Raw genomic sequence first — 22,740 nt, 5'->3', positions numbered from 1 at the left:
GTCCTCACCCTCTGTTTCTCATTTTGTACTCAATTACCCGCTGATACACGGCCGACGCCATAGCGACGAACGGGATCATTCTGTATTTCGCCATCAGAAGCAGGCATGACCGTTTTGCGTCAAAAGGTGCGGTACCCGTTTTTGAGAGGCTCTCTTGAAATACGGGATCCCCGCAAATCACGCCGACATTTCTAAACTTGTCAAACAGCCGGCCGCTGCCGCTTGTTTTCCATTCATTCAGCATACAGATGCTGCTGTGAAGCACGATAAAGGTATCAAGTTCCTTACCGTACTCCTCCAGTTTGTTGTTCTCCTGTAAAAACGCCGCATTCGCCTCATACAGCGCAAGCCCCGATTCAAACAGTTTTTTCTGATAGCGCTGGACGATGGATGATAGGTGAATACGGTAATGATAGAGCGGTGCCTTGACATAGGATACTGTACAGGCGAAAAAATGAGCCCTGAAGCTGAAAAACTGATCCTCGACATGTTCCAGCTCGCCTCGGAGCGGAAACGACAGCCGGTGTGCTTTAATCATGCTTCTTCTGTACAGTTTGTTCCATGAAAACCCTCTGACCTTCCCTTCGAATAACGCCTTAATATAGTGCTCCTTCGGCTGATCCCGGTAGTTTTCGGCAATGTCAGAGATCATGGTTTTTCCAGTGTCCTCAAACTCCGCGGCGTAATTGCAAATGATCAGATCAGTTTCATCGCCCGCTGCTTGGAGCATCCGCTCGCAATAATCAGGCTCAATCCAATCGTCTGAATCAATAAACGCGATAAACTCGCCGCGGGCCGCCTCGATCCCTTTATTCCGAACCGCGCCGAGGCCCTTGTTCTCCTGATGAATCACCCTGAACCTGTGATCCTTTTTGGCGTATTCCTCCGCGATATCCGGGCTGGCGTCTGCCGAACCGTCATTGACGATGATGATTTCAATATTGTCCACCGTCTGGTTCCGCAGTGACTCGAGACACATTTTGATATATGTTTCTGTGTTATAAACAGCGACTAGCAGACTAACCGCAGGTATTTCCATAATGACCGGCTCCTCTTGCGTAAATTACCGGGAAAAAATCGTTCTGTAAGGCAGAACGGACGAATCAACCGGCATAAGCAAATAACTGTAAAGAAAATAACAAACAACGATCGCGATATAGATAAGGGCATTCGATTTTTCATCAAATATCCTGACGAAATAAGGGACTAGGATCAATTGATACAGGCCGAAATAAATATTGAATCTGGCAAAGATCACGTCTTTTGTGGCCAAAAGCCCGAATAAAAAACCGAGCAGGCACAAATTGACGACGATGTCGATTTGCGGCCACAGCTTCCGCAGACGCGCCCTGTAGCAAAAGGCGAGAAACAGCGGCAGAACCAAGACAGCGATTTTGATCACATTCATTCCATTTGTGTTCGTCATAAGCCATTTTTCATAATGGCTGTATGAGCTGTTTTCAAGCACAACAACAAACACAGAAATGAATTTTTGATATAAAAACGTCATGCCGAGAAATAAAGCGGATAGCCCGAATATCGCCGGTGACCAGGCTTTTCTTCTGACAATAAAGTATACTGGAATCATAATCAGCGCCGAGGAATGAAAGAGCGAGCTGATCAGCACGATCAGAAAATATCGCTTCCAGTTCCCGCTAATGATGTAACGAATCGCCCAAAACAAACCGGCTGCCACCATGTATTGCCTGATGCCGTTAAAAGACGCGTAATAATGAAAGGTTCCTAAAAATAAAAAGACACTCAGCTCAAACGGCCTTCCGTAATCAGCGAGTGTCTTCATAACCAAACTGTAGGTCACGGCCGCAACCGTTATATACATGATTTGCGGATCTGCCGTGATGACATTCATCAGCCAAAGGAGTGCGGTAAAGCCCGGATCCGTCGCCATTTTCGCTGTGCCGAAACCGAATATCTGCCACACATTTTGATAATCGCCCGCCAATTCATAAAGCAGCGTGTACGTCTGAAAATCCGTGCCGACTCTGTAACGGAGACCCGACACAAGCACAAGTGACACTAGCGGAATCCAGATTAACAGCTTATTCGGCCGATATCCCGTAGCGAGCGAATCATCACGGCCGCCGCACATTTTGGCAAACCAAGACCAAATATATACAATTCCCATATTGACGGCATATACAATCATCGTTTATTGTCCTTTTCCGCTGCTAATGTTATATACATTCAGCAGCGCTCCTACATTTTGCTGTGCATCGTAGCCAAGTTCGGCGAGTGTTTCTTTGATAAGCTCCCGCTTCGGCCTGCCTGCGGCGGCCGCCCTTGCAATGGTTTCAGCCCAGATGCCGATCGGCTCAGAAAGATTCAATCTTGTCACAAGTCCTAGACCGACATCGACTTTTTCTGTGATGGTGTCTGAAATGATGCATGGAAGCCCCGATGCCTGCGCTTCCACCAGCACAACCGGCAAGCCTTCATACAGAGACGGCATGACAAACACATCAAATGTGCGCATCAATTCATGAATGTTGTTTTCAGTGCCTAAAAAGAGGACATCTGAAAGCAAGTTCTGCCGCCGCGCCTCCTCTTCCATTTTCTCGCGCAGCGGCCCGTCTCCTGCGAGCACGAGCTGAAAGCGAACCCCGCGGTCTTTAAGGTGTGCGGCAAGCTTCAGCAGAAACGCGTGGTTTTTCACTTCATGAAACCGGGCCACATGGCCAATAATGAGACGGTCAACTGCAATGCCGCGTGCTGTTTTTTCTTCATCATCCCACTGCACATTTGGGGCGAACAAATCAAGATCAATCCCGTTTGGAAGGAGATGAACACGCTCCATGTTGGAGTGCCCGAATAAAAACTTGCCCGCATCCTCTCCGCAGGCACACAGTGCTGTTGCGTTCGCCAAAATCAGCCGCCTGAACACCATCAGCTGCAGGCGATCCTTCCAATTGAAGCCGGTCTTCCACGACGTATTATGGGAATGACATACCCTGACCGGCACTCCGGCTAGCCTTGCCGCAAGGGCGATAAAGCCCGTTTGAAAATCCGTGTGCGCATGAACCGCGCTGAACGGTCCGTTTTCTGTTATCGTATGTCTTACATTCCTCACAAATGTAAGAGGATTGCTTTGCCCGATGCTCGGGACATAAAAAAGCCGCCCGCCTAAAGATAAAATTTCTTCATCAAAAGCGCACGGATCATTTCGATACGTTAAAAAATCAAATTGTACTTTGCTTCTGTCCATTTTCCGATATAAATTCATCACCATGGTCTCCGCGCCGCCCCTGTTCATGCCGCTGAGAACATGGAGCACGCGTTTTTGGCTGCTATTCATGTTTGACAAGCCCTTCCTTTTGATTCATCACTCTTTTTTTGTGGTAGCGATTCATCACGGCTGGAGGCATAAGCGCGCGGATTAACGGTTTTGCGATATATAGGTAATCAGATAATGGAAGCTTCAAGCGTCTGCATGCCTGATAGACAAGGATGGCATTGTCAATGGAATACGTAAATGACCGCCGTTTGAAAGCATCGCTGTCTTCCCTTACTTTATACAAGGCTTCCTGGAGATTGTAGCCCCTGAAGCCCTCTTCAAAAAAGCGAAGCCATAAATCAATATCCTCCATCCGTCTCGTCCGCCGCACCGAACGGTAGCCTTTCAGCGTGCGGTAGGCGCTGGCTCTCATCATAATCGTTCCGTGGCAAAACGGGGTCCCTTTTGCCATGATGCCCGGCTCCGGAACAGAAGGCAGGATGCGTGTGCCCCTTACGCCACATTCATCAAATACAAGCATGCCGGTGCCAACCACCTGATAGTGGCGGTGCTTTTCTAAAAATGCGACCTGCTTTTCCAGACGGCGCGGAAACGAAAGATCGTCTCCGTCCTGGCGGGCAATATACTCGCCTGTGGCATGTGAAAGACAATGATTTAATGAAGCGGCAAGCCGCTTGTTTGTTTTGTTCTGAATCACCTTGATGCGGTCGCTGTAATGAGCGGCATACTGCTTCGCGATGCGGAGCGTGCCGTCTGTTGACGCATCATCGCACATAATCAGCTCCCAATTTTTATAAGATTGGCTGAGTATGGATTCAATACTCTCCGCCAAAGTGCGTTCACAATTATAAATGCCCATAATGACAGAAACTTTCGGTCCTGAGTTCATACGCTTTTCTCCTTTGTATCCAAATCCATGTACGCGGAATAAATATCTGCCATTTCTTCTACCGTGCGCGCCTCCGAAAAGCGCAAGGCTGTTTTTCGGCCTTCCTGCCCCAAATTTCCGCAGAGTTCCGGTTTACTGTAAAGCTGTTCAATCCGGCGGGCAAACGCGGCACTATCACCGATTTTGATCAGAAAACCATTTTCTCCGTCCCGGATGATTTCCCGGTGCCCGCGGTTATCCGTGGCAATCGCCGGTTTTTCCGCGGCCATCCCCTCAAGAACGTTCATGCCGAGGCCTTCTCTCATGCTGGATGCGACAGATACATCTGCAAGCTGAATCAGCTCGTGAATGTCCCGGCAAAAGCCGTAAAAGCGGACGTTGCCGGAAGCGCCAAGCTTTTCAGCTAACGTTCGATACGTTTGTTCCATCGCCCCTTCTCCGGCAAAAACAAGGCGAAGCGACGGTATTTTTTCTTTCAGCAAGGCTGCGGCTTCAATTAACAGCTTCTGATTTTTGTTGAAATTAAGCTCAGCCGGATAAACCAATATAAAATCGTCTTCGCTGAATCCGTGTTTTTCTCTGAGGCTTCGCTTCTCTTGCAGGCTGACAGGCCGAAACCGCTCTGTATTCACCCCGATGCCGTGAATTTTCCGCGTCATGCCGCCCGGCCTTTGAATTCCTTTCCCCCGTATGTAATCCTCTTCATTGATCGTAATCAGACAGTCTGTATAAGCCGAGAGCCATTTCTCAACCGGATAGTAAAGAAGCCAATTTTTGATCGGCGCTCCGCTGCAGAAGTGAAATCCGTGCGCGGTGTACAGCACCTTTGTTCCATGCCGCCTCGCTTGCCTCGCCGCTAGTCTGGCAAGCACGCCGCCAACCGGCGTATGGCAATGGACAATGTCGTATTGATTGGTGTCAATCACTTCCTTCAGCTGTCTGTAAACGGCCAGATTCTGAGGATGAAAGGGTGACCTGCGAATCGCAATGGAGAATTTCACGTCTACATACGGCAGTTTGGTTTGTCCGCTCGCCGCGACATGAACCTCCCAGCCCATTCGTTTAAACCATTTAAAGTAAGGAAGATGAAAGGCCTTAAAATGATAATCAACAGTCGCACAAAACAAGATCTTTTTCGTCATCTTCACTCCCCCTATTGAACACTGGCAGCCGTCATTTTGTCTGATGTATCAATCGCCGCAAACAGCCTCGCTCTCAGATCGTCTTCCGGCATCTCATGAAAATCCTCGATAAAGCGCATCAGCAATGGCCAATCGCCGTCAACCGCTTTGCCGATATGAATTTTCGGAAAGATTTGTTCAGCGTGTACTTCATTTTGGTTCAGCAATTCCTCATACATTTTTTCACCGGGACGAATGCCTGTGAATTCGATTGGAATCTGCTCAGTCGTATAGCCGGACAGATGAATGAGATTTTTGGCAAGGTCCACAATCTTTACGGGCTCTCCCATGTCGAGAACGAAAATCTGGCGCCCTTTCGCAAGTGCCCCGGCCTGAATGACAAGCCTTGAGGCCTCGGGAATCGTCATGAAATAGCGGGTCATTGCCGGGTGTGTGACCGTCACCGGTCCGCCTTTTTCAATCTGCTTTTTAAAAATCGGAATGACGCTGCCGCGGCTCCCGAGCACATTGCCGAAGCGGACAGCGACAAATTTGGTTCTGCTCATTTTTCCAAGATTCATAATAATCATCTCGGCGAATCGTTTTGTCGCCCCCATTATATTGGCTGGGTTCACCGCTTTGTCCGATGAAATCAGCACAAACGTCTCTGTCCCCGACATATCGGCTGCTTCCGCGACATTTTTTGTTCCGATGATGTTATTTTTGACAGCCTCTTCGGGATTGTGCTCCATTAAAGGAACATGTTTATGGGCAGCTGCATGGTAGACCACGTGCGGCTCGTACTTTTTCATCAAGGTAAATATTTTATCGCGATCCTGCACATCCGCAATTTCCGTATGGAACACCATGTGTTTGCCGAATCGCCCGTTCAGCTCTGTATAAATCGAATGAATGCTGTTTTCTCCATGGCCGAGCAGAATGATTTCTTTAGGCTGAAACGCGCTGATCTGCCGGCAGATTTCCGAGCCGATTGATCCGCCCGCTCCCGTGACGAGAACTGTTTTTCCTTTGATGCGGTTCGAAATTTCGCTTGTGTCGAGGGTTACCGGCTTTCTGCCAAGCAAATCCTCAGCTTTTACATCTCTGATTTGCCCGGCAGTTCGTGTGCCGAGCAGCATTTCATCAAAGTGAGGCATAATTTTGATGTTGACTCCAGTCCGCACACATTCTTTATATAAAACCTGAAGCTCATGGGTGTGGAGTGAAGGAATCGCAATAATAATATAGTTAATTTTGAGCTTTTGCACCGCAGGCATGATACTTTCTTTTCCGCCGATCACGGGGAGCCCCATCATTTCTAATTTATGTTTTGTCTGGTCATCATCAATAAAAGCGACAGGCGTGATGTCAGGATCATCTTTTGAAAGCAGCTGCCTGACCATCAGAGTCCCTCCTGAGCCCGCCCCGATAATCAGCGCGCGGGACGAGGCACTGCGGTTTTTTCTGATGCTTTCTTTTAACACTCTCGACAAAACACGGGTTCCTCCGATGGACAAAAGTTGCAGCACCCAGCACGCGATTAACAGACGGAAGAACATCGTATGATACACAGCATACTGAATGAAGCCGGTCACAGCGGCCGAAAGCGTGATGCCCTTAAGCAGGACGATCAGCTCGCCGATTCCAGTGTATGTCCACACCTGTTTATACTGATGGAACAGGAAAGCACATACATGATAGCTGAGGAGCAAGCTGACAGCGGTAAGCAATAATGCTCCGGAGTCATAAAATTGATAGGAATCTTTTAAAAATTGATATCCTGCAATAACTGAATTTAAAACGAGATAAGTGTCCAGCGCAATAATCATTGACAGTCTTCTCCGGTAACTCAACCTTTTCCCCCCTAATTCTTTTATCGGTTTAGCTGCGGCGGCTTTCGTCCTCCAAAACATCGGCAGCAGCTAAACCGACAACACGACCTATGTATATATCAAATAAGTGGGCATTTAACCCATCCTCACGCCCCGCCAGTGACGACCAGCATCTAAGGCAGCAACACCAGCTGCCCACAGCAGAGCCGAGTGCCTCCATTGATACAGGTCAGGAGACATCACCTTTACCATCTATTTAGTAGGAATAGTGTTCCGATTTTTTCATTTTCTTTTTGTTTAAAAGAGCGCCTAACAGCTTCGCGTTGGATTGTTCCAGTGCATCCTTCGCTTTTAGGATGGTATCGGTTTTTGTTTTTCCGCTTAAAACGACGAGTACGCTGCCGTCTGTCTGGTTTGCTAAAATCTGAGCATCCGCAACAGCCAAAAGCGGAGGGGAATCAAAGATGACAAGGCTGTATTGTTTATAGATGTCAGATATTAAATCTCCCATCGCTTTTGAAGACAGCAGTTCAGCCGGATTCGGCGGGGTCGGTCCGCTTGTCAGCACATATAAGTTATCGATCGGCGTCTTTTGCACCGTCTCACTGAGTGAAGCATTACCGACCAGCACATTTGTCAGCCCGGTTACATTCCCAACCTGAAACGTCTGATTGATCGTCGGCTTTCTTAAATCGGCATCCACCAGCAGCACTTTCTTTTCCTGCTGCTGCGCAAAGACAGCCGCAAGATTCGCCGCACTGAACGATTTACCTTCTCCAGGCACAGAGGAGGTGACGAGGATAGACCGCAAGTTGGTCTGGACGGATGAAAACTCAATGTTTGTCCGAATGGTGCGATATTGTTCCGCAACAATTGATTTATTGTGTAAAACGGATATTTGAGCCAAACCACGCCTTGCTTTCTTTTTTCTAAAGATCACTCGCTTCACTCCCCGAAGTGTTTTATCCCGCGATTCCGCCCTTTTTGGACATCAGGGACGGAACCTAAGCATGGCAATCCGGTTCTCTCGCTGAGCTGCCGTGCGCTTTTGCACGTATCATCGAGAAAATGCAGAAAAAATGCCAGTGTAATGCCGCCCATGACAGCAGCGCCAAAAGCCATGACCATATTTCGCAGCCGGGCCGGCTTGATCATTGGGCTTTCAGAAGCATTCGCCTCTGATAAAATATGTACGCCTTGTATGTTCAATCTTTTATCTACTTCTTTTTCAAACTTGTTCACTAACGTGTTCGCAATCTCAGCCGCTTCCGCCGGATCGTGGTCCCGGACTGCAACGGTGATAATTTCTGATTCATTTTCACTGCTGGTCATTACTTTTCCTTTCAGCGAGGAAGCCGATTCAGAAAGATGCAATTCCTCCTTGACTTCTTCCATCAAGGCCGTGCTTTTCATGATCGCTTGGAACGTGCTGCTGTACTGAAGATTTCGCTGGATGTCACTGAGATTCGAGTTTTTTTCACCGTCTGATTCATGAATCAGCACTTGCGTCGTCGCCTGATAGGTCGGTGAAACGACCTTAAATTGCATAAAACCCGTCATAAGGGTGACGCCGAATGTGATGAGCAGAATCAGCACGAATCTGTGTCTGACAATCGCATATAATTCTTTAAAACTCATATTCTCATTCATGTATTCATAGCCTTCGGCCTTCCTGCGGCTGGCTTCCCGCGCCCCTTTCTGTTAATGATTGGATTATAAAAGAAAAAGATATTATTTAAAAATTGCAAAATAAGCCAATAAGTTCTCTTTAGAGAACAAATTCATGATTTTCCTCTTATTTACTGCACTTCCCTTATTATTTTAAATTTTATAAAGAACGAATAATTCCTTATAATGAACGAAATAACGACAGGAATAGAGGAGAATTTTAATTATGATTGGAAGAATTATCCGTTTATACCGTAAAAGAAAAGGCTATTCTATAAATCAGCTGGCCGTTGAGTCAGGTGTATCTAAATCCTATTTAAGCAAGATTGAAAGAGGCGTTCATACGAATCCGTCCGTTCAATTTTTAAAGAAAATTTCCGTTACACTGGAGGTAGAATTAACAGAATTGTTCGACGCGGAAACGATGATGTATGAGAAAATCAGCGGCGGTGAAGAAGAATGGCGCGTGCATCTTGTGCAAGCCGTACAAGCCGGAATGGAAAAGGAAGAGCTGTTCACTTTTACGAACATACTAAAGAAAGAACAGCCTGAAACCGCTTCCTACAGAAATCGTAAACTGACGGAATCCAATATAGAGGAATGGAAAACGCTGATGGAAGAAGCAAGAGAAATCGGCTTGACCGTGCAGGAAGTCAAATCCTTTTTCAAAACGATGGGAAGATGAATATCGGCTAAGGGCTGACGTTCGCATGATCAGGGGAAATCTGTTTATAATGGGGGAAAAAGGGAGAGAGAGCGATGTCACATACAACAGTAACAACTCCATACGGGAAAGTAAAAGGCACAACAGAAAACAGCGTACATATATGGAGAGGCATCCCCTATGCCAAGCCGCCTGTCGGACAGTTGCGTTTTAAAGCACCGGAGCCCCCGGAAGCGTGGAAGGACGAATTGGACACAACAGCGTACGGCCCGATTTGCCCGCAGCCGCCGGATTTAATGTCACTTTCGTATGCTGAGCCTCCCCGCCAGTCTGAGGATTGTCTGTATCTCAATGTTTTCGCGCCTGACACTGGGAATCAAAACCTGCCTGTCATGGTGTGGATTCACGGCGGCGCTTTTTATCTCGGAGCGGGCAGTGAGCCATTATACGATGGATCAAGCCTTGCGGCGCAGGGAGACGTCATTGTCGTTACATTGAATTACCGGCTGGGGCCGTTTGGATTTTTACATTTGTCTTCGTTTGATGAGGCGTATTCAGATAACCTTGGGCTTTTGGACCAAGCCGCCGCGCTGAAATGGGTGCGAGACAATATCTCAGCGTTTGGCGGTGATCCGGAGAACGTAACGGTATTTGGAGAATCCGCAGGCGGCATGAGCATTGCCGCGCTGCTCGCTATGCCTGCGGCAAAAGGCCTGTTCCAGAAAGCGATCATGGAAAGCGGCGCTTCCCGAACGATGACGAAAGAGAAAGCGGCAAGCACCGCGGCAGCCTTTTTACAGGTCCTTGGGATTGATGAGAGTCAATTGGACAGATTGCATACGATATCGGCGGAAGATTTGCTTAAAGCGGCCGATCAGCTTCGGAAAGCAGAAAATGAAAATATCTTTCAGCTGTTCTTCCAGCCCGCCCTTGATCCGAAAACGCTGCCTGCTGAACCAGAAAAAGCGATCGCAGAAGGTGCTGCGGCCGGCATTCCGCTGTTAATCGGAACAAATCGCGATGAAGGATATTTATTTTTCACCCCGGATTCAGACGTACATTCTCAGGAAACGCTTGATGCTGCGCTCGAGTACTTATTAGGACAGCCGCTGGCTGAGAAAGCCGCCGATCTGTATCCGCGTTCGCTTGAAAGCCAAATCCATATGATGACTGATTTATTATTTTGGCGCCCGGCCGTCGCCTATGCCGCCGCCCAGTCCCCTTACGCGCCTGTCTGGATGTACCGATTCGACTGGCACTCGAATAAGCCGCCGTACAATAAAGCGTTTCACGCATTAGAGCTTCCTTTTGTTTTCGGAAATCTGGGCGGCTTAGAACAAATGGCAAAAGCGGAGATTACGGATGAGGTGAAACAGCTTTCTCACACCATACAATCAGCATGGATCACGTTCGCCAAAACAGGAAACCCAAGCACTGAGGATGTAAAATGGCCGGCGTATCATGAAGAAACAAGAAAGACGCTGATTTTAGATTCAGAGATTACGATTGAAAACGATCCTGAATCTGATAAAAGGCAAAAACTATCCCTTCCTAAAGGAGAATAAACATGGGGAAAACAGGGTACATTGGTGCTGTCATCGTTGTGGCAGCTTGTATCATCATTTCGTCGGCAGTCGTATTATTGCGGGACACAGCCTATTACGATCCCATCCGCTGGACTGGAATCATACTGTTTTTTACGGGAATTGTGATGGTTCCGGCAGACGCAGCAAAAAGAAAACCCGGAAAAGAGAAGTAATTTCTCTCTTTCCCGGGTTTTTGTTTTTTACAATTTTCCCGCGCGAATATCGTCTGTCATTCCTTCATAAGGAGCTTTCGAAATCACTTCTTCATTGTCGGCTCCCTCATTTTTCAGAAATGTAATCTCCGCAAATTCAGGTACAACGTATTTCGGATACGTTTCATATTTTTCGCGGGATTCTTTCATGAGATCAATGTGGTCATTTTGATAGCAGACCGTAATTTCAGGGTGTTCATGCACCCATTTCGGGAAGAAAATAATGCCGTGCATGCGTTTTTCATTCGGCATAAAGTTTAATGAAACATCTGTGCCTGTCGGTTCTGTCCAAGACACTTTATATACGCCTTCTGTCAGTTTAACAATATTGACTTCCTGATCCCGAACCCAGCGTCCGGCAACCATTCCGCTATGAATTCTATAATCGATGGTATGATCGTTTTTTATATAGATCTCGTATTCCCATCCGTTTTCATAAGTATAAATCATATGGCTTCCGATAAAGTTTTCCATCTTTCACACTCTCCTTAGTCTTTACTGTACTTCATAAATGTCTAGTCGAACGCAATCAGGGGTTCTTTCTGCGGAACCGATAAACAAGCGGTCATGCAGCCATCGATAAGCTTCACTGCCTGTTTCAAATGTCGGCACCGTACGGAAATAAACATGTGCCGGATCAATGATGTCCCCGGCTGCGGCTTGTTTTCGAGACGGCTCGCTGACTTGCCGTATTCCATTGTTTTCAATGTAAATCAGTTCATGATCGGCTGTTTCGATGACATACCTGGCAGATAAATCTGTTCTGCCGTCAGCGCGAATGATTTGTGAATCGGCACCGCCCGGCAAATACGCCTTTTACTTTCCCGGTTATTGTTCCTGAACGAATCGGAATCCATCGTCTCATTCCCAGGCCTGTCTCACCAATGGTGATAGGCGGATCTACCTTGATTTCTAAAGAGGCGAATAATGTTAAAACCGGCTTCTTCAAAAGCGCCACCTCACATCCATAAAAATCATGTAACTATTTACATGTTAAATTTAACACCATTTCGTACAGCTGTCAAACAATAGGAACATAAAAAAAGGACTGGTGGAAGACAGTCCTTGTTTGAAGCTAGCTTTGATTGGCAAGATATGTGCTGACAGTGCTTTTCGCCAGACAGTCAGAGGAATCTATAATCGGAATCTCGCTTTGAAAATGATCTAACACCGCATTTAAATCCGTGCAGGCTGAAATGATGATGTCTGCATGCTGGCTGATTTCGGTATATAGCTTCTGCCACAATGCATGTGTATGCTGCATATGGTGCGGCTGTTTGATAGCGGCGATGAGCTGATTCACAGCCTGCTGCCAATGATCCTTGTGAACAACTTCTTGCCCGTTTGCCTTCAGCCCTTTTTGATAGATGCCAGATTGGATGGTTGAATCTGTTCCTAAAACAGCCGCTTTTTTTGCAGCATGCGGAATTTCTTTTTCCGTTTCCTTTATGATATGTAACAAAGGAACTGCCAACGCCTGCTGAATCTCTTTATAATACACATGTGCCGTATTACAAGGAAGAGCAATAAAATCAACGCCTGCCTTTTCAAGCTTTACCGCGCCATCAATAATCGCTCTTTTCATCTCGTCATGATCGATGGGACGATCTGCATAGAATGGGGTCGGGCACGAATAAATCATCATGTGTGGAAAGTCGATATCATTTGAAGCCCCATACAGCTTCTGACAGTAATCAATCACTTTATCAATAAACGGCGAGGTTGATTTCGGCCCCATTCCGGCTAATATTCCGATCATCACGTTCATTCCTTTCTCTTTCTAATACGTACGGACTACTACTTCTTCTGTGCCATCTTCATAGAGGATAAAGCTTTTCGCAACATCATCGCCTAACAAAAATTCGATTTCAACAGACAATGATCGCAAAAAGAAACGGGTTTCCGAGGAAGGAAATAATTCAAGCCTCATCTGTCCTGTGATCTGCAAATAAAGCTTTTCATTCTCGGCTGTCACCCGTGCAGCCGTCCCATCCTGAAACGAGTAGCTGCCAACATAGCGGCTGTATATCGCTGAATCAACTTCTTTTTTCTTTTTATCAGCAGGACGTTCCGGGATCTCATATGGCTGGCCAAATAAAATATGTTCCGCCGCCTTCAGAATCGCTTGTTCATATTCCGCATCCTCTTCCTTGTTACTCAAATAGATCAGCGTTTTACGCAGATCTATATACCGGATCATCATCGTCGAATAACCTGGCCACCCACCGCTGTGGCTGACAATCTTCCCTTTTTCAGGACTGTGTTGCAGCACCCAGCCAAAGCCGTAATCGAACGTTTCACCATTGTTCAGCCGCACCGGAGAAAATGCGGCCTCCTTAGAAGTGTTACTAATTAAATCGTCCTGATATAGAGCCTGATCAAATCGAAACAAATCGCTTGTGACAGAGTTCACCGTACCGTCTCCCTGTATGCCATCGAGATACACAACATAGTTCGTTTCCTCCAGATCATCAGGAAGGACGTACGTTTCGGAATGTACATCATACACGTATCCATATGCATATTGATCCATCTGCTCAGGCCGAAGCCTCCTATTATGCACTTTCGTTTCATTCATGCCGACCGGTGAAAAAATATGAGTTTTCATAAAATCCGAATAGCTCATGTCGGAGGCTTTTTCCATGATAACCGCCAATAGCACATACCCCGTATTGCTGTACTGCCAGCCTTCGTTCGGCTCAAAATAACCAGGCAGCCCCTCATTCATCAGCATATCCACAATATCCTGATTCACCGCAATCTTGTGTTTGTCCCAATTGGCAAGAAACCATTCAAAATAATCAGGCAGCCCTGACGTATGGTTCAATAAATGTCGAATCGTGACGCCCTGATATGGAAAACCCGGTAGCCAGCGCTCGACTTTGTCTTCATATCCAAGAATTCCTTTCTCCTCGAGCAATATGATCCCTAAAGCTGTAAAAGGCTTTGAGAGAGACGCTAACTCAAACAAAGAGCTGGTTTGCAAAGGGCGTTTTTCCGCCAGTTCTGCATAACCGAAAGAGTGATGATATAAAATATCGCCATCCTCCGCAGCTAGAACCGTCCCGTTGAACTGTTGTTTTTCCGCCAACACAGAGAATAATGTGCCAAGATGTTTCCTTTTTTCTTGCTTCATTTTTACACCTCCCATAATGTCTACGATATTTACCCTTCCATGTTTCAAAAATTTGAAAAATATGAGAGAAAGAGTGATAATGACCTGTATCCTGAATCCGTTTCACAATCGCTTCCGCAAATCCTGAAGCCGAAGCCCCCGAATTCAACCGTTGCGAAAAGACCCGTTGACATCTGACCCGTGCGACCAGTCTCTAAAACAGCCGATTTCTCAGAAAAGAAAAGAGCTTTCACCACATTGTTATAGAGAATCCCCCTGACTTTCCGTAACACCTATTAGTCTATTTGACTCATATCAGCGAAGGTCTTTTTTCATTTTCTATCAAACAAAAGAGGAAAATAGACCCGTTGTAATCTAAACGAGAGTTTAATAGAATGATGTCGAAAAGTAAATCACGCAGGTTTGTTACTGATAAAGCAGGCAAGACCTAAAATGTGTAAAGGGCAAAGTATATTCTTTGGCGTCACCCCTTACATATTTTAGGTCTTTTTTTATTGTGCGTAACTGACTTGCCATCTTCAAACAGGAGGGCCGGGAGAAGCAAACCGCTAACACAGTACATAAAAAAGGAGACATGAACGATGAACATCAAAAAGTTTGCAAAACAAGCGACAGCATTAACCTTTACAACCGCACTGCTGGCAGGAGGCGCGACTCAAGCGTTTGCGAAAGAAACGAACCATAAACCGCATAAGGAAACGTACGGCATTACCCATATTACACGCCATGATATGCTGAAAATCCCTGAACAGCAAAAAAATGAAAAATATCAAGTGCCTGAATTCGACCCATCCACAATTAAAAATATCTCTTCTGCAAAAGGCCTGGACGTTTGGGACAGCTGGCCATTGCAAAACGCTGACGGCACAGTCGCAAACTATCACGGCTACAACATCGTCTTTGCATTAGCCGGAGACCCTAAAAATGCGGATGACACATCCATTTACATGTTCTATCAAAAAGTCGGCGAAACGTCTATCGACAGCTGGAAAAACGCGGGCCGTGTCTTTAAAGACAGCGACAAATTCGATGCAAATGATTCTATCCTGAAAGACCAAACACAAGAATGGTCAGGTTCAGCGACATTCACATCTGACGGTCACATTCGTTTGTTCTACACTGATTTCTCCGGTAAACATTACGGCAAACAAACCCTGACAACGGCACAGGTTAACGTATCAACGTCAGACAGCTCTCTGAACATCGATGGTGTAGAGGATTATAAATCAATCTTTGACGGTGACGGCAAAACGTATCAAAATGTACAGCAGTTCATCGATGAAGGCAACTACAGCTCCGGCGATAACCACACGCTGAGAGATCCTCACTACGTAGAAGATAAAGGCCGCAAATACTTAGTATTTGAAGCGAACACTGGAACTGACAACGGTTACCAAGGCGAAGAATCTTTATTTAACAAAGCTTACTACGGCAAAAGCACATCATTCTTCCGTAAAGAAAGCAAAAAACTTCTGCAAAGCGATAAAAAACGCACGGCAGAATTAGCGAACGGCGCACTCGGCATGATCGAGCTAAACGATGACTACACACTGAAAAAAGTGATGAAACCACTGCTTGCATCTAACACAGTTACAGATGAAATTGAACGCGCGAATGTCTTTAAAATGAATGGCAAATGGTACCTGTTCACTGACTCCCGCGGATCAAAAATGACAATCGACGGCATTACATCTAATGACATTTACATGCTTGGTTATGTTTCTAATTCCTTAACCGGCCCATACAAGCCGCTGAACAAAACAGGCCTTGTGTTAAAAATGGATCTTGATCCTAACGATGTGACCTTTACTTACTCACACTTCGCTGTGCCTCAAGCTAAAGGAAACAATGTCGTCATTACAAGCTACATGACAAACAGAGGCTTCTTTGCAGACAAAAAAGCAACGTTTGCGCCAAGCTTCCTATTAAACATCAAAGGCAAGAAAACATCTGTTGTAAAAGACAGCATCCTTGAACAAGGGCAATTAACAGTTAACAAATAAAGACGCAAAAGAAAATGCCGATATTTTATTGGCATTTTCTTTTATTTCTTATCAACATCATAAAGGTGAATCCCAGATGAACTATAAAAAAACAGGCAAATGGCTAACAGTAATCCTGAGCTTTTTAGGAATATTGCTGTTTATCAACTTATTGCCAAACGAAGAACCTGTCAACAAAACAAAATCAACACAGAAGCCGGACTACCGGGCGGCCTATCATTTTACGACGCCGGATAAATGGAAAAATGATCCCCAAAAACCGGTCTATTTTGAGGGCAAGTATCATTATTTCTATCTTTATAACCGGGATTACCCAAACGGGAACGGTACAGAATGGCGCCATGCCGTATCAGAGGACTTGGTGCACTGGACCGATGAAGGCGTGGCGATCCCGAAATACACAAACCCAGACGGGGACATTTGGACCGGTTCTGTCGTGCTCGATAAAGAAAACACAGCCGGATTCGGGAAAAACGCGCTCGTCGCAATCGTGACACAGCCTTCAGCCAAAGATAAAAAGCAGGAGCAACATTTGTGGTACAGCACAGACAAAGGAAAATCATTTAAGTCCTATAGTGATAATCCCGTTATGCCTAATCCCGGCACAGACGATTTCAGAGACCCGAAAGTCATATGGGATGACCAGAATAACAAATGGGTCATAGCCATGGCTGAAGGAACAAAAATCGGCTTTTATGAATCCGATAATCTAAAGGACTGGCATTACACAAGCGGATTCTTAACGGAGCAGGCGGGAATTGTGGAATGTCCTGACCTCTACATGATGCGGGCAAGCGATGGAACGACTAAATGGGTTCTCGGCGCGAGCGCGAACGGCAAACCATGGGGCAAACCAAATACGTACGCATACTGGACCGGGAGCTTTGACGGAAAAGAATTTTCTGCGGATCAGCCCGAACCGCGATGGCTTGACCACGGCTTTGACTGGTACGGCGGCGTGACGTTCGAAGACGGCAAAAGCACAGATCCATTAGAAAAGCGGTATGCGCTTGCCTGGATGAACAATTGGGATTACGCCAACAACACACCGACAATGAAGAACGGCTTTAACGGCACAGATTCTGTCATACGCGAACTCCGGCTGCAGGAGCAGGACGGCACATACAGCCTCCTCTCACAGCCGATCGAAGCTTTGGAGCAGCTGACCGTTTCAACTGACGAAATAGAGGATCAGGATGTGAGCGGATCAAAAACACTGTCGATCACTGGTGATACGTACCAGCTTGATATGGATCTTTCTTGGTCAGAGCTAAAGAACGCAGGCGTCAGACTGAGAGAATCGAAAGACCAAAAACGCCATATTGATGTCGGCATTTTCGCCGAAGACGGCTATGCATATGTCAACAGAGCGGCTACAAATCAGCCTGACAAAAGCAACACCTATGTCGAAAGCAAGGCTCCCTATGATGTAAGCAAACAGAAGGCCCATTTGAAAATTCTCGCCGATAAAACAACGATAGAAGTATTTGTCGGCGACGGGAAAACCGTTTTTTCAAATCAAGTGTTTCCAAAACCCGAAGATAAAGGCATTACCCTTTATTCTGAAGGCGGCACAGCCTCATTTAAAAATATAACGGTGAAACACTTCGATACGATTCATGAATAAAAAACAGATGCAGCGCAGGCTGCATCTGTTTTTTTATTAGAGCGGTATTCTCTGTTGCATATTGGGCATTGTAAGGAATATAAGGCTGGTTGCTAAGGAGGAAGCGGATGTCTAAACAAGGAAATTTTCAAAAATCAATGTCGCTGTTTGATCTGATTTTGATTGGGATGGGAGCCATCTTTGGATCAGCGTGGCTGTTCGCTGTCAGTAATGTCGCATCTAAAGCGGGACCCTCCGGCGCTTTTTCCTGGATCATCGGCGGAGCCATCATTCTGTTAATCGGGCTCGTGTACGCGGAGCTTGGAGCCGCCCTGCCCCGTACCGGAGGCATCATTCGATACCCCGTTTATTCACATGGCCACCTTGTCGGCTATTTAATTTCATTTGTCACAATCGTCGCTTACACAAGCCTGATTTCGATTGAAGTCACGGCAGTCCGGCAATACGTGGCCTATTGGTTTCCCGGCCTGACCAAAGAAGGCTCTGATTCACCGACCATTGCCGGCTGGCTCTTACAGTTTGCCTTGCTATGCTTGTTTTTCCTGCTGAATTATTGGAGCGTCAAAACATTCGCTAAGGCAAATTTCATCATATCGATTTTTAAATATATTGTACCGATTACCATCATTATCGTGCTGATCTTTCATTTTAACCCACAGAATTTATCTGTTGAAGGATTTGCACCGTTCGGTTTTACAGGTATTCAGGCGGCGATATCGACAGGCGGCGTAATGTTTGCGTATCTTGGCCTGCACCCGATTGTGGCTGTTGCAGGCGAAGTGCGAAATCCAAAACGCAACATCCCGATCGCTTTAATCGTTTGCATCATTGTTTCCACCATCATTTACACTGTTTTGCAAGTCACCTTTATTGGTGCAATTCCGACAGAAACGCTTAAAAATGGCTGGCCCGCAATCGGACGGGAGTTCTCATTGCCGTTTAAAGATATTGCGGTCATGCTCGGTTTAGGCTGGCTTGCAACGCTTGTCATTTTAGACGCCATTCTGTCTCCGGGAGGAAACGGGAATATTTTTATGAATACGACATCTCGCCTCGTCTACGCCTGGGCGCGAAACGGCACATTATTTGGCGTATTTTCAAAGGTCAATAAAGAAACGGGAACCCCCCGTGCTTCACTCTGGCTTTCATTTGCCTTGTCCATTTTCTGGACGCTTCCCTTCCCTTCGTGGAACGCACTCGTCAATGTCTGTTCTGTAGCTCTCATCCTTTCTTATGCGATTGCACCCATCTGTTCAGCAGCGCTGAGGGTCAATGCGAAGGATTTAAACAGGCCGTTTTATTTAAAAGGGATGGGTATTATCGGGCCGCTTTCCTTTATTTTCACGGCGTTTATCGTATACTGGTCAGGATGGACGACCGTTTCCTGGCTGCTCGGTTCACAGCTCATCATGTTTTTGGTCTATCTCTGTTTCAGCAAATATGCGCCTCAAGAAGATGTCAGTCTGGCCCAGCAGCTGAAATCAGCGTGGTGGCTTATCGGGTTTTATATCATGATGCTGGTCTTTTCCTACATCGGTTCTTTCGGACATGGTTTAGGCATCATCAGCAATCCCGTCGATCTTATTTTGGTCGCCATCGGCTCACTTGCGATTTACTACTGGGCAAAGTATACCGGGCTCCCGAAAGCCGCTATTGATTATGATAAATAAAGAAGCAAGAGGTTTTCTTGCTTCTTTATCTTTACAAACGCACATACCCGAGATAAAATGAATGATAGTCAGTCATTACAGGAGGTGTTCCTTATGCCAAAACAAACTTCGGGCAAATATGAAAAAATTCTGCACGCTGCCATTGACGTTATATCTGAAAAAGGTCTCGACAAAGCCTCTATTTCTGATATTGTCAAAAAGGCCGGCACTGCACAAGGAACGTTCTATTTGTACTTCTCATCTAAAAACGCCCTCATTCCGGCAATTGCAGAAAATCTTCTCACCCTTACGCTGGATCAAATCAAAGGAAGACTGCATGGAGACGAGGATTTTTGGACCGTTTTAGACATATTAATTGATGAGACATTTCTCATTACAGAACGCCATAAGGATATTATCATCCTCTGTTACTCCGGGCTTGCGATCGACCACTCCATGGAAAAATGGGAGACGATCTATCAGCCTTATTATTCCTGGCTCGAAAACATCATTCATAAGGCGATTGAAAGCCGCGAGGTAACTGAAGAAATCAAAGCAAAATGGACGGCCAGAACGATTATTAACTTGGTCGAGAACACAGCAGAACGATTCTATATCGGGTTTGAACAAGATGAAAATGTTGAAGTGTATAAAAAAGAAATCTTTACTTTCTTAAAACGAAGCTTAGCTACAGCGTAAAAAATGACTGGGTAAAACCGCTCATTTTTTAATGCCTCAAAAATGACTGACGTTCATTCATAAAAATAGAGAGGTGTTTCATTTGAATTGGGTGCTTGTTTTCATTGCAGGGCTTTTAGAAGTTGTTTGGGCCTCTTCCCTCAAACATGCCGATTCGCTTTTGGATTGGATCATTATTTTTATTTTGATCGCGGTCAGCTTTATCCTGTTAATCCGCTCTTATCAAAAAATCCCGATGGCCGCGGCGTACACTGTATTTGTCGGAATCGGAACTGTCGGAACATATATCACCGGAATTGTTTTGGGCGAATCCTTCTCAGCAGCCCAAATGTTCTTTTTAGCTTTATTGCTGGCCGGCATTTTAGGAATGAAGCTATTCACGAAAGAAAGCAAAACGCAGTCGGAAGGTGACTCGTAATGGCATGGTTTTTATTAGTGATTGCCGGCATAGAAGAAATTATAGCTGCCGTTGCCATGAAATATGTAGACGGAACAAGAAAAAAATGGCCGATTATTGTGATGACTGTTGGATTTGGCTTATCCTTTTACTGCCTTTCACAAGCGATGCTGACCCTGCCTGCCGGAGTCGCTTATGCCGTCTGGACCGGCATTGGCAGCATTGGCGTTTCGGCGGTCGGCTTTGTCTGGTTTAAGGAGCGGTTTCAGCTTTCACAAGTGATTTCTCTTTGCCTTATCCTCGCTGGCGTCATCGGCCTGCGTCTTACGGCTTCATCATAAGATAAGGGCACATACAGCTGTATATGCCCTTGCCATTAAGCTTCGTCTTGATGGTTGTGAAGATGAAGCGGCGGCGGGATGAGCCAGCCTTTGTTTTTTAGCAGCCTTAAGTATTTTGCTCCCATTGCCGCTTTCGATAAATGGAATTGCCCAAACATCATGGCAATATCCTCACGAATTGACTCACCCATAATTTTGCTGCATGCCACAAGGCCTGCAGCATTTTGCGCTGCCGCAGAGACCGCCACATCCGGATCGAGAAACCGCGCACCCGTCGGAATATCTTTAAGATCCGCTGCCGGCGGTTCAGGAGAAGCCGGCGGGAGCGCCACACCGTTTTCCTTCAGGATGTTGCTGACTTGTTTCATTTCATCTTGGCACTTCTCAATGGCCTCATGAAGCAGCTTTTTCAAATCGTCATCACCGACATGATGCAATAACATCTGGTAATTGCCGACCATTTTATTGCCTGCCATTACATAACTCCACAAGCTGAAAACCTCACCGTAATGCATCGGTTCCTCTTGCGGATTTCCGCTTAAAATACCCATATTCATCCTCCTTGTAAATTCAATATCGCACATTTCATAACGTGCCCAACAGGAGGAAAATTTATGTTCCGATGAGAAAAGATTTTTAACATAAAACAAAAAAGACAAGAGCGGCAAAGTGCCAAACCCTTGTCTTTCCTGTTGTTCTATTGGACGCGCTCGGAGGGATTCGAACCCCCGACAGACGTGGTACCGGAAACCACCGCTCTATCCAACTGAGCTACGAGCGCATATTCACTGCGTGATGAGAACGTCAGCACAACTCATTATACGATAATTCCCTTCAAATAACAACCCTCTATTTCAAGAGGCCGTTTTTCACATCTAACACATCATCTTATTTGGCAATCTGACATACGATGGTTTGAACCCATATAAATTTGGGGAAAATGGGAAAAAGAGAAGACTTTGCGTGTCAAGCCAGCTTTTTGTTTGACCTTTATTGACCAAAAATGTATCATGTAACTACATACTTACCTAAAAGGTGAAGGAGGAGCATTATGAATTTAATACCTACAGTCATTGAACAAACGAACCGCGGGGAAAGAGCGTATGACATTTATTCTCGTCTATTAAAGGATCGTATCATCATGCTTGGATCTGCGATTGATGACAACGTTGCGAACTCCATCGTGTCACAGCTTTTATTCTTAGAAGCGGAAGACCCTGAAAAAGATATTTCTATTTACATCAACAGCCCGGGCGGCTCTATCACAGCCGGTATGGCGATCTATGATACCATGCAGTTTATTAAGCCGAAAGTATCTACCATTTGTATCGGTATGGCTGCATCAATGGGCGCGTTCCTGCTTGCTGCCGGCGAAAAAGGCAAACGCTATGCGCTTCCAAACAGTGAAGTCATGATTCACCAGCCGCTTGGAGGTGCGCAAGGTCAGGCGACAGAAATTGAAATTGCCGCGAAACGCATTCTCTTGCTTCGTGACAAATTAAACAAAGTTCTTGCTGAACGTACTGGCCAGCCGCTTGAAGTAATCGAACGCGACACAGACCGCGATAACTTCAAGTCTGCTGAAGAAGCGCTTGAATACGGCCTGATTGATAAAATTCTGACTCGCAACACAGATGAGCAAAAGTAATACTGTAACCTGCAA

21 protein-coding genes, 1 tRNA gene and 2 pseudogenes are annotated in these 22,740 nt (G+C 45.9%); 10 read left to right on the top strand and 14 right to left on the bottom strand.

Annotation, left to right across the window (positions count from 1 at the left end):
• Positions 1-4: 4 nt before the first annotated feature.
• The 8 genes and pseudogenes from ACY3LV_RS13335 to ACY3LV_RS13300 form a co-directional block, all read right to left on the bottom strand.
• Positions 5-1,039, bottom strand: coding sequence for a glycosyltransferase family 2 protein (locus tag ACY3LV_RS13335; RefSeq protein WP_464863946.1), 1,035 nt, complete (start codon positions 1,037-1,039; stop codon positions 5-7).
• 24 nt (positions 1,040-1,063) lie between these two features.
• Positions 1,064-2,167 carry a biofilm exopolysaccharide biosynthesis protein EpsG gene (gene epsG, locus ACY3LV_RS13330; RefSeq protein WP_464863945.1) on the bottom strand — a complete coding sequence of 368 codons (1,104 nt, stop codon included), beginning with the start codon at positions 2,165-2,167 and terminating at the stop codon, positions 1,064-1,066.
• Positions 2,164-3,313: pseudogene (locus tag ACY3LV_RS13325) on the bottom strand (glycosyltransferase family 1 protein). The gene epsG and the pseudogene ACY3LV_RS13325 overlap by 4 nt, the downstream one beginning before the upstream one ends.
• Positions 3,306-4,142: a glycosyltransferase EpsE gene (gene epsE, locus ACY3LV_RS13320; protein ID WP_148962718.1), complete on the bottom strand. Its 837-nt coding sequence runs from the start codon at positions 4,140-4,142 to the stop codon at positions 3,306-3,308. The pseudogene ACY3LV_RS13325 and the gene epsE overlap by 8 nt, the downstream one beginning before the upstream one ends.
• The gene (locus ACY3LV_RS13315) at positions 4,139-5,284 is read right to left on the bottom strand and encodes a glycosyltransferase family 4 protein (protein WP_464863944.1); all 1,146 of its coding nucleotides are present in this window, start codon (positions 5,282-5,284) and stop codon (positions 4,139-4,141) included. Before ACY3LV_RS13315 ends, epsE begins: the two co-directional genes overlap by 4 nt.
• A gap of 11 nt (positions 5,285-5,295) precedes the next feature.
• Positions 5,296-7,116 (bottom strand): polysaccharide biosynthesis protein, encoded by a 1,821-nt coding sequence (locus tag ACY3LV_RS13310; protein WP_464863943.1) that lies wholly within the window; start codon positions 7,114-7,116, stop codon positions 5,296-5,298.
• 235 nt (positions 7,117-7,351) lie between these two features.
• Positions 7,352-8,035, bottom strand: coding sequence for a protein tyrosine kinase EpsB (gene epsB / locus ACY3LV_RS13305; RefSeq protein ID WP_148962716.1), 684 nt, complete (start codon positions 8,033-8,035; stop codon positions 7,352-7,354).
• A 5-nt stretch (positions 8,036-8,040) separates the two neighbouring features.
• Complete coding sequence (locus ACY3LV_RS13300) at positions 8,041-8,745, bottom strand: YveK family protein (protein ID WP_464863942.1); 705 nt, start codon at positions 8,743-8,745, stop codon at positions 8,041-8,043.
• Positions 8,746-8,989: 244 nt separating this feature from the next.
• Here ACY3LV_RS13300 and slrR point away from each other — a divergent pair, with 244 nt between their 5' ends.
• The 3 genes from slrR to ACY3LV_RS13285 all read left to right on the top strand — a co-directional run bounded on the left by slrR (position 8,990) and on the right by ACY3LV_RS13285 (position 11,186).
• Positions 8,990-9,448, top strand: coding sequence for an HTH-type transcriptional regulator SlrR (gene slrR / locus ACY3LV_RS13295; protein WP_087993518.1), 459 nt, complete (start codon positions 8,990-8,992; stop codon positions 9,446-9,448).
• 74 nt (positions 9,449-9,522) lie between these two features.
• Positions 9,523-10,992, top strand: a complete 1,470-nt coding sequence (pnbA, locus tag ACY3LV_RS13290) for a para-nitrobenzyl esterase (RefSeq protein ID WP_464863941.1) — start codon at positions 9,523-9,525, stop codon at positions 10,990-10,992.
• Positions 10,993-10,994: 2 nt separating this feature from the next.
• A complete protein-coding gene (locus tag ACY3LV_RS13285; protein WP_148962713.1) occupies positions 10,995-11,186 on the top strand; it encodes a hypothetical protein in 192 nt (63 codons plus the stop codon).
• 27 nt (positions 11,187-11,213) lie between these two features.
• Here the strand turns inward: ACY3LV_RS13285 and padC are convergent, their stop codons facing one another.
• The 4 genes and pseudogenes from padC to ACY3LV_RS13265 form a co-directional block, all read right to left on the bottom strand.
• Complete coding sequence (padC, locus tag ACY3LV_RS13280; protein ID WP_003235304.1) at positions 11,214-11,699, bottom strand: phenolic acid decarboxylase; 486 nt, start codon at positions 11,697-11,699, stop codon at positions 11,214-11,216.
• Positions 11,700-11,720: 21 nt separating this feature from the next.
• Positions 11,721-12,174: pseudogene (locus tag ACY3LV_RS13275) on the bottom strand (DUF3237 domain-containing protein).
• Between the two features lie 126 nt (positions 12,175-12,300).
• Complete coding sequence (locus tag ACY3LV_RS13270; protein ID WP_148962711.1) at positions 12,301-12,984, bottom strand: aspartate/glutamate racemase family protein; 684 nt, start codon at positions 12,982-12,984, stop codon at positions 12,301-12,303.
• 21 nt (positions 12,985-13,005) lie between these two features.
• Positions 13,006-14,361, bottom strand: a complete 1,356-nt coding sequence (locus ACY3LV_RS13265) for a serine hydrolase (RefSeq protein ID WP_464863940.1) — start codon at positions 14,359-14,361, stop codon at positions 13,006-13,008.
• A 581-nt stretch (positions 14,362-14,942) separates the two neighbouring features.
• On the opposite strand from ACY3LV_RS13265, the gene sacB reads away from it, so the two are divergent.
• From sacB to ACY3LV_RS13235, 6 genes are all read left to right on the top strand, one after another.
• Positions 14,943-16,364 carry a levansucrase gene (gene sacB / locus ACY3LV_RS13260; RefSeq protein WP_333560934.1) on the top strand — a complete coding sequence of 474 codons (1,422 nt, stop codon included), beginning with the start codon at positions 14,943-14,945 and terminating at the stop codon, positions 16,362-16,364.
• Positions 16,365-16,440: 76 nt separating this feature from the next.
• Entirely contained in the window at positions 16,441-17,991 is a 1,551-nt protein-coding gene (locus tag ACY3LV_RS13255; protein ID WP_464863938.1) for a glycoside hydrolase family 32 protein, read from the top strand.
• A 107-nt stretch (positions 17,992-18,098) separates the two neighbouring features.
• Positions 18,099-19,661 carry an aspartate/proton symporter AspP gene (aspP, locus tag ACY3LV_RS13250; protein ID WP_148962707.1) on the top strand — a complete coding sequence of 521 codons (1,563 nt, stop codon included), beginning with the start codon at positions 18,099-18,101 and terminating at the stop codon, positions 19,659-19,661.
• A 93-nt stretch (positions 19,662-19,754) separates the two neighbouring features.
• Positions 19,755-20,339 carry a TetR/AcrR family transcriptional regulator gene (locus ACY3LV_RS13245; protein WP_148962706.1) on the top strand — a complete coding sequence of 195 codons (585 nt, stop codon included), beginning with the start codon at positions 19,755-19,757 and terminating at the stop codon, positions 20,337-20,339.
• 82 nt (positions 20,340-20,421) lie between these two features.
• Positions 20,422-20,757: a DMT family transporter gene (locus tag ACY3LV_RS13240; RefSeq protein WP_148962705.1), complete on the top strand. Its 336-nt coding sequence runs from the start codon at positions 20,422-20,424 to the stop codon at positions 20,755-20,757.
• Positions 20,757-21,077 (top strand): DMT family transporter, encoded by a 321-nt coding sequence (locus tag ACY3LV_RS13235; RefSeq protein ID WP_464863937.1) that lies wholly within the window; start codon positions 20,757-20,759, stop codon positions 21,075-21,077. Before ACY3LV_RS13240 ends, ACY3LV_RS13235 begins: the two co-directional genes overlap by 1 nt.
• 35 nt (positions 21,078-21,112) lie before the next feature.
• On the opposite strand, the gene ACY3LV_RS13230 is transcribed toward ACY3LV_RS13235, so the two are convergent.
• The gene (locus ACY3LV_RS13230; RefSeq protein ID WP_333518111.1) at positions 21,113-21,628 is read right to left on the bottom strand and encodes a DUF3231 family protein; all 516 of its coding nucleotides are present in this window, start codon (positions 21,626-21,628) and stop codon (positions 21,113-21,115) included.
• 154 nt (positions 21,629-21,782) lie between these two features.
• Positions 21,783-21,858 (bottom strand) — tRNA-Arg (locus tag ACY3LV_RS13225).
• Positions 21,859-22,128: 270 nt separating this feature from the next.
• On the opposite strand from ACY3LV_RS13225, the gene clpP reads away from it, so the two are divergent.
• A complete protein-coding gene (gene clpP / locus ACY3LV_RS13220) occupies positions 22,129-22,725 on the top strand; it encodes an ATP-dependent Clp endopeptidase proteolytic subunit ClpP (protein ID WP_014115260.1) in 597 nt (198 codons plus the stop codon).
• The last annotated feature ends 15 nt before the right edge of the window (positions 22,726-22,740 follow it).

The sequence above is a fragment of the Bacillus sp. 11C genome, assembly GCF_055486375.1.
Note: the sequence above shows the minus strand (reverse complement) of the source record. Positions and strands in the feature narration are given on the sequence as shown.